We start from the raw sequence: 5,210 nt of genomic DNA, 5'->3' as shown, positions 1-5,210 counted from the left end.
CACCCGAACCGCTCCCCCTCGACCAGCCCGAACGTCAGCAGCACGAGCGCGGCACTGGCCAGGAGGACGCCGGACAGGTCCAGCCGGTGCCGTTCCCGGCGCGGCGACTCCGGGATGATCGACCACGCCATCGCCAGCACGAGGACGCCGACCGGCACGTTGACGAAGAAGATCCAGCGCCAGTCGAACACCGTCACCAGCAGTCCGCCGAGCGTCGGCCCGGCGACGGTGGCGACGCCGGCCACGGCGCCCCAGATGCCGAAAGCCGTCCCGCGCCGCTCGGGTGGGAACGTGGTGATCAGCAGCGCCGACGTCTGCGGCATGAGGATCGCCGCTCCGACGCCCTGCACGACGCGGAACGCGATCAGCATCTCCGGCCCCTGCGACAGCCCGCAGGCCAGCGACGCCGACGTGAACACCGCGACGCCGAGGATGAACATGGCCCGCTGCCCGCGGACGTCGCCGAGCCGGCCGGCGGTGATGACCAGGACCGCCAGCATGATCACGTAGGCGTTGATCACCCACAGGATCTCGTCCAGCGACGCGCCGAGCTCGTCCATCATGCTCGGGATCGCGATGTTGACGATGGTCACGTCGAGCAGCGTCATGAAGAAGCCGAGACAGAGCGTCAGCAGGATCGCCCAGGGATTCCCGTGCCATCGCCTCACCGTGTGCCTCCTCGCCGCCGCCGCTCGTCCTAGAGTGAGCTTGACACCCAGCCCGCACACCCCGCGGGCCCTGACGTGAAAGGGTCACCACCATGACCAAGGCGTCGCCGCTCGTATTCGGCCGGCACACCGGCCACGAGCAGGTCGTTTTCTGTCACGATGCCGGCAGCGGCCTGCGAGCCATCATCGCGCTGCACTCCACCGCCCTCGGGCCCGGGTTGGGCGGTACCCGGTTCTACCCATATGAATCGGAGGACGCCGCACTCGAGGACGTCCTGCATCTCTCCCGGGGCATGACCTACAAGAACGCGCTCGCCGGCCTCGACCACGGCGGCGGCAAGGCCGTCATCATCGGCGACCCCGAGCTGGACAAGACCGAGACGCTGCTGCGCGCGTACGGCCGGTTCGTCCAGTCGCTCGGCGGCCGCTACATCACCGCCTGCGACGTCGGCACCTACGTGGCCGACATGGACGTCGTGGCCCGCGAGAGCCGGTGGGTCACCGGCCGCTCGCCGGCCGAGGGCGGCGCCGGCGACTCCAGCGTGCTGACGGCGTTCGGTGTCTTCCAGGGCATGCGCGCGGTCGCCGAGCGGGTCTGGGGGACGACCAGCCTGGCCGGCCGGCGGGTCGGCATCGCCGGCGTCGGCAAGGTCGGCTCGAAGCTGACCGGCCTGCTGCTCGACGAGGGCGCCTCGGTCGTCGTCACCGACGTGTCCGAGCACGCGCTGGAGCAGCTGCGCGCCGCGCACCCGCAGGTCGACGTCGTCGACGACACCACCGCGCTGCTCGGCGCCGGCGTCGACGTCTACGCGCCGTGCGCACTCGGCGGCGCCCTCGACGACGACACGACGGCGCTGCTGGCCCAGCACCGCGTGGCCGCGGTCTGCGGCGGCGCCAACAACCAGCTCGCCCACGCCGGCATCGAGAAGAGCCTCGACGACGCCGGCGTCCTGTACGCGCCCGACTACGTCGTGAACTCCGGCGGCGTGATCCAAGTGGCCGATGAGCTGCACGGATTCTCCTTCGACCGGGCCAAGGCGAAGGCCACGAAGATCTTCGACACGACCCGCGAGATCTTCCAGCTGGCCGCCGACGACGGCGTGCCACCGGCCGTCGCCGCCGACCGGCTCGCCGAGCGGCGAATCGCCGCTGTCAGCCGATTGCGCGACGTCTACCTGGGTGGATGACGCCCGGAAGGCCCGTTGTTGGGACCGGATGAGGCGGAACAGCCTTCGACCCTGTACCGTTGTCCCTACGAGCAGATGTCATCTGAAGGGAAACGAGGGCGTCCAGTGAGCTGGTCGCCCCGGTTTGTGCGAGGGGGTCGACCCTATGGGGCGCGGCCGGGCCAAGGCCAAGCAGACAAAGGTCGCCCGTCGGTTGAAGTACCAGCAGCTGGACACCGACTTCGGCGCTTTGCAGCGTGAGTTGGGCACCGACGGCAATGGCGGTAATGACACGGACCTCGACGAGGACAGCAGCGAGGAGTACGACGAGTACTCGCGCTACCTCGACGACGATGACGACGAACCTCGTCGTCACGCGGGTTGACCCGGGTCCGATAGCGATAGTGCTTCGTCCGGACGATCCGCCGGCCTCGGGTACCCGGGGCCGGCGGTCCATCCGATGCATCGGCTAGCCGCGCACGATCACCCGCGGTAGGCGCCGTACAGGGTCGCCGAACCGTCGCCGTCACCGACCACCTCGCCGGCGACCCACGCGGGCACCCCGCGCTCGGTCAGCAGCCGCACCGCCGCGTCCGCGGCGTCGGCCGCGACCACGGCGACCATTCCGACGCCCATGTTGAGGGTCTTCTCCAGCTCCGGCTCCGCCACCTCGCCGACGGCGCCGACGAGCCCGAACACCGGCTGCGGCGTCCAGGTCGCGCGGTCGAGCCGGGCGGTGACGGTGCCGGGCAGCACCCGGGCCAGGTTGGCGGCCAGGCCGCCACCGGTCACGTGCGACATCGCGTGCACCTCGACGGCGGCCGCGAGCGCCAGGCAGTCCCGGGCGTAGATCCGGGTCGGCTCCAGCAGCTCCTCGCCCAACGTCCGGCCGAACTCCGGCACGTCGCGGTCCAGCGCCCACCCGGCGCGGTCCAGCAGCACGTGCCGGACCAGCGAGTAGCCGTTCGAGTGCAGCCCCGACGACGCCATCGCGACGACGACGTCACCCGGCCGCACCCGCTCCGCCCCCAGCAGCGCGTCGGCCTCCACGACGCCGGTGACGGCGCCGGCGACGTCGTACTCGTCCGGGCCCAGCAGGCCGGGATGCTCGGCCGTCTCGCCGCCGCTGAGCGCGCAGCCGGCCGCCACGCAGGCCTGCGCGATGCCCTTGACGACGGCGGCGATGCGCTCCGGCACGACCCGGCCGCAGGCGATGTAGTCGGTCAGGAACAGCGGTTCCGCGCCGCACACCACGATGTCGTCGACGACCATGCCGACGAGGTCGAAGCCGATGGTGTCGTGGACGTCCATGCGCTGCGCCACGACGACCTTGGTGCCGACGCCGTCGGTGCTGGTGGCCAGCAGCGGCCGCCGGTACGCCGTCAGCGCGCTCGCGTCGAACAGCCCGGCGAAGCCGCCGAGGCCGCCGACGACCTCGGGCCGGCGGGCCTTGGCGACCCACTCCTTCATCAGCTCGACGGCGCGGTCACCGGCCTCGATGTCGACACCGGCACTGGCATAGGTGGCACCCGCGGGCGCGTTCTCGCTGCTCGACACGGACAGAAGCGTATCCGGTAGGCTCGGCTCAGCGTCCGGGCCGGTGAGCGGCCCGGCCCGGCAGGAGAGGAGGTCGCGATGTACCGCCAGGGTTTCCGCGCCGTCCTCCACCGTGAGGGCGGCTGACTCTCCGGGAGAGAGCATGCACCTCAGCATCACCCGTCCCAGCACGCCCGAACAGGCACTCGCGCTGCTGCGCGGCGCCCGGTCCGAGCTGGGCACCCCGATCGCCGATCTCGTCGTCACCGACGACCACCTCACCAAGGCGTTCGCGAACCGCAACCGCCGGCCCGAGTGGGTCTGGACGGCCGGGCGCGACGAGCGCACGGTCGGCCGGCTGGCCGGCTGGGGCGCGCCGGCCAACGACCAGCCGTGGATCCTGGACCTGTTCGAGCTCGGCGCCGAGCCGGACCGGGTCGAGATCATGGCGGCGCTGCTCCGGCAGGCGGCCGCCGACCTGCACGCCGGTGGGCTGGGACAGGTCGAGCTCAACCTGTTCCCGCCGGCCGCCTGGCGCGACGACCCGCCGCCGGCGCTCGACGGCCTGCTCGCGGCGGCGAAGGCGGCCGGGTTCGAGATCCTGGTGACGCGGCGGCGGTTCCGGTGGACGCCGGCCGCCGGCGTCCCGTCCGTCCGGGCCGGGCTGCGGTTCGAGCCGGTCACCGGGCCGGACGACCCGGTCCTGGCCGACGCGTACCTGCGGACGTTCGAGGGCAGCCTCGACGCGCACACCCGCCGGTCGCTGCGCACCCGCGACGCGGCCGAGCTGGCCGCCGAGGAGCTGGCCGACATGATGAACTACGCCGGCCCGGCCGACGGCTGGCGGGTCGCCTACGACGCGGGCGGAGCGCTCGTCGGGCTGGTCACCGGCAACCCCGGCGCCAAGGTGTTCACCGGCTACGTCGGCGTCGTGCCGGAGCAGCGCGGGCACGGATACGCCCGCGAGCTGCTGGCGTGGATGACGCGCTGGCAGTCCGAGCACGGCGCCGAGAAGGTCGTCGGCGAGACCGACGACGAGAACGTCCCCATGGCGAGGGCCTTCGAGGCCGTCGGGTTCATCCAGGAGAGCGCCCGGATCGACCTGATCGGCTGAGGCCGGAGCGGCCGGCGGGAGCGACGGCTCCCGCCGGTCAGGTCGTGCCCTCGTTGCCGTAGACGGTGACGTGGACGTGGTCGTAGTGGTTCGCGGTGTCGTCGCCGCGGTCCTCCATCCAGCGCCAGCCGTCCTCGGCCCGCTCGACGGTCCAGATCCGCTGCTCCCAGATGACCTCGCTGACGCCCAGCTCGCGGTAGTTCTCGCGGACGTAGGCGGCGATCTGGTCTCCGACGGAGCCGCGGATCATGATGTCCAGGGCCCGGCCATCTCCGTGCTCGCCGCTGTCGCCGGGGCGCAGGCCACCGTACGACGTCACCTCCGGGAATGCGGCGCAGACGGCACGGTGCACGCGGATGGCATCCTGGGTGAGGCCGTCCTCGACGCTGGACCCGGACTCGCACTCGGCGGCGGAGATGCCGCCGGAGGGCTCCTCGGCCGGCGGCTCCTGGGCCAGGTACTCGGTGGCGACCCAGTACGGCTCGCCGTCGAGCAGGATCTGCGACCAGGTGTCCTGGGTGGCGCCGGTGATGTCGACCGCGGTGCCGGTGCCGAGGACGGTGACGACCTCGGCCTCCAGGTCCGGGCTGGTGCGCACGTTCAGGCCGGACGTCACGTACAGCTGCCCGGCCACCGTCGGCTCCGGCGTCGGAGTCGGCGTGGGTGTCGGGGTGGGTGTCGGCGTCGGAGTGGGCGTAGGTGTCGGGGTGGGCGTCGCCGTGGGCG

6 protein-coding genes are annotated in these 5,210 nt (G+C 72.3%); 3 read left to right on the top strand and 3 right to left on the bottom strand.

The features are described from left to right. Positions 1-668, bottom strand: a 668-nt coding sequence (locus C1I92_RS32555; protein ID WP_146605377.1) for an MFS transporter, incomplete at its 3' end; no start/stop codon positions are given. A 92-nt stretch (positions 669-760) separates the two neighbouring features. Between C1I92_RS32555 and C1I92_RS32550 the strand changes: the two genes are divergently transcribed. After that, entirely contained in the window at positions 761-1,855 is a 1,095-nt protein-coding gene (locus C1I92_RS32550) for a Glu/Leu/Phe/Val dehydrogenase dimerization domain-containing protein (protein ID WP_111258774.1), read from the top strand. 145 nt (positions 1,856-2,000) lie between these two features. Next, on the top strand, positions 2,001-2,219 hold the full coding sequence (locus C1I92_RS32545; protein WP_111258773.1) for a DUF3073 domain-containing protein: 219 nt from the start codon (positions 2,001-2,003) through the stop codon (positions 2,217-2,219). A gap of 98 nt (positions 2,220-2,317) precedes the next feature. On the opposite strand, the gene purM is transcribed toward C1I92_RS32545, so the two are convergent. After that, complete coding sequence (purM, locus tag C1I92_RS32540; protein WP_233507543.1) at positions 2,318-3,391, bottom strand: phosphoribosylformylglycinamidine cyclo-ligase; 1,074 nt, start codon at positions 3,389-3,391, stop codon at positions 2,318-2,320. Positions 3,392-3,533: 142 nt separating this feature from the next. Here purM and C1I92_RS32535 point away from each other — a divergent pair, with 142 nt between their 5' ends. After that, on the top strand, positions 3,534-4,484 hold the full coding sequence (locus tag C1I92_RS32535; protein ID WP_111258771.1) for a GNAT family N-acetyltransferase: 951 nt from the start codon (positions 3,534-3,536) through the stop codon (positions 4,482-4,484). A 37-nt stretch (positions 4,485-4,521) separates the two neighbouring features. Here the strand turns inward: C1I92_RS32535 and C1I92_RS32530 are convergent. Next, positions 4,522-5,210: SH3 domain-containing protein (locus C1I92_RS32530; protein ID WP_111258775.1), on the bottom strand; the 689-nt coding region annotated here is incomplete at its 5' end.

This window comes from Jiangella anatolica (genome assembly GCF_003236295.1).
In the GTDB taxonomy this organism is placed as follows: Bacteria; Actinomycetota; Actinomycetes; order Jiangellales; family Jiangellaceae; genus Jiangella; species Jiangella anatolica.
Note: the sequence above shows the minus strand (reverse complement) of the source record. Positions and strands in the feature narration are given on the sequence as shown.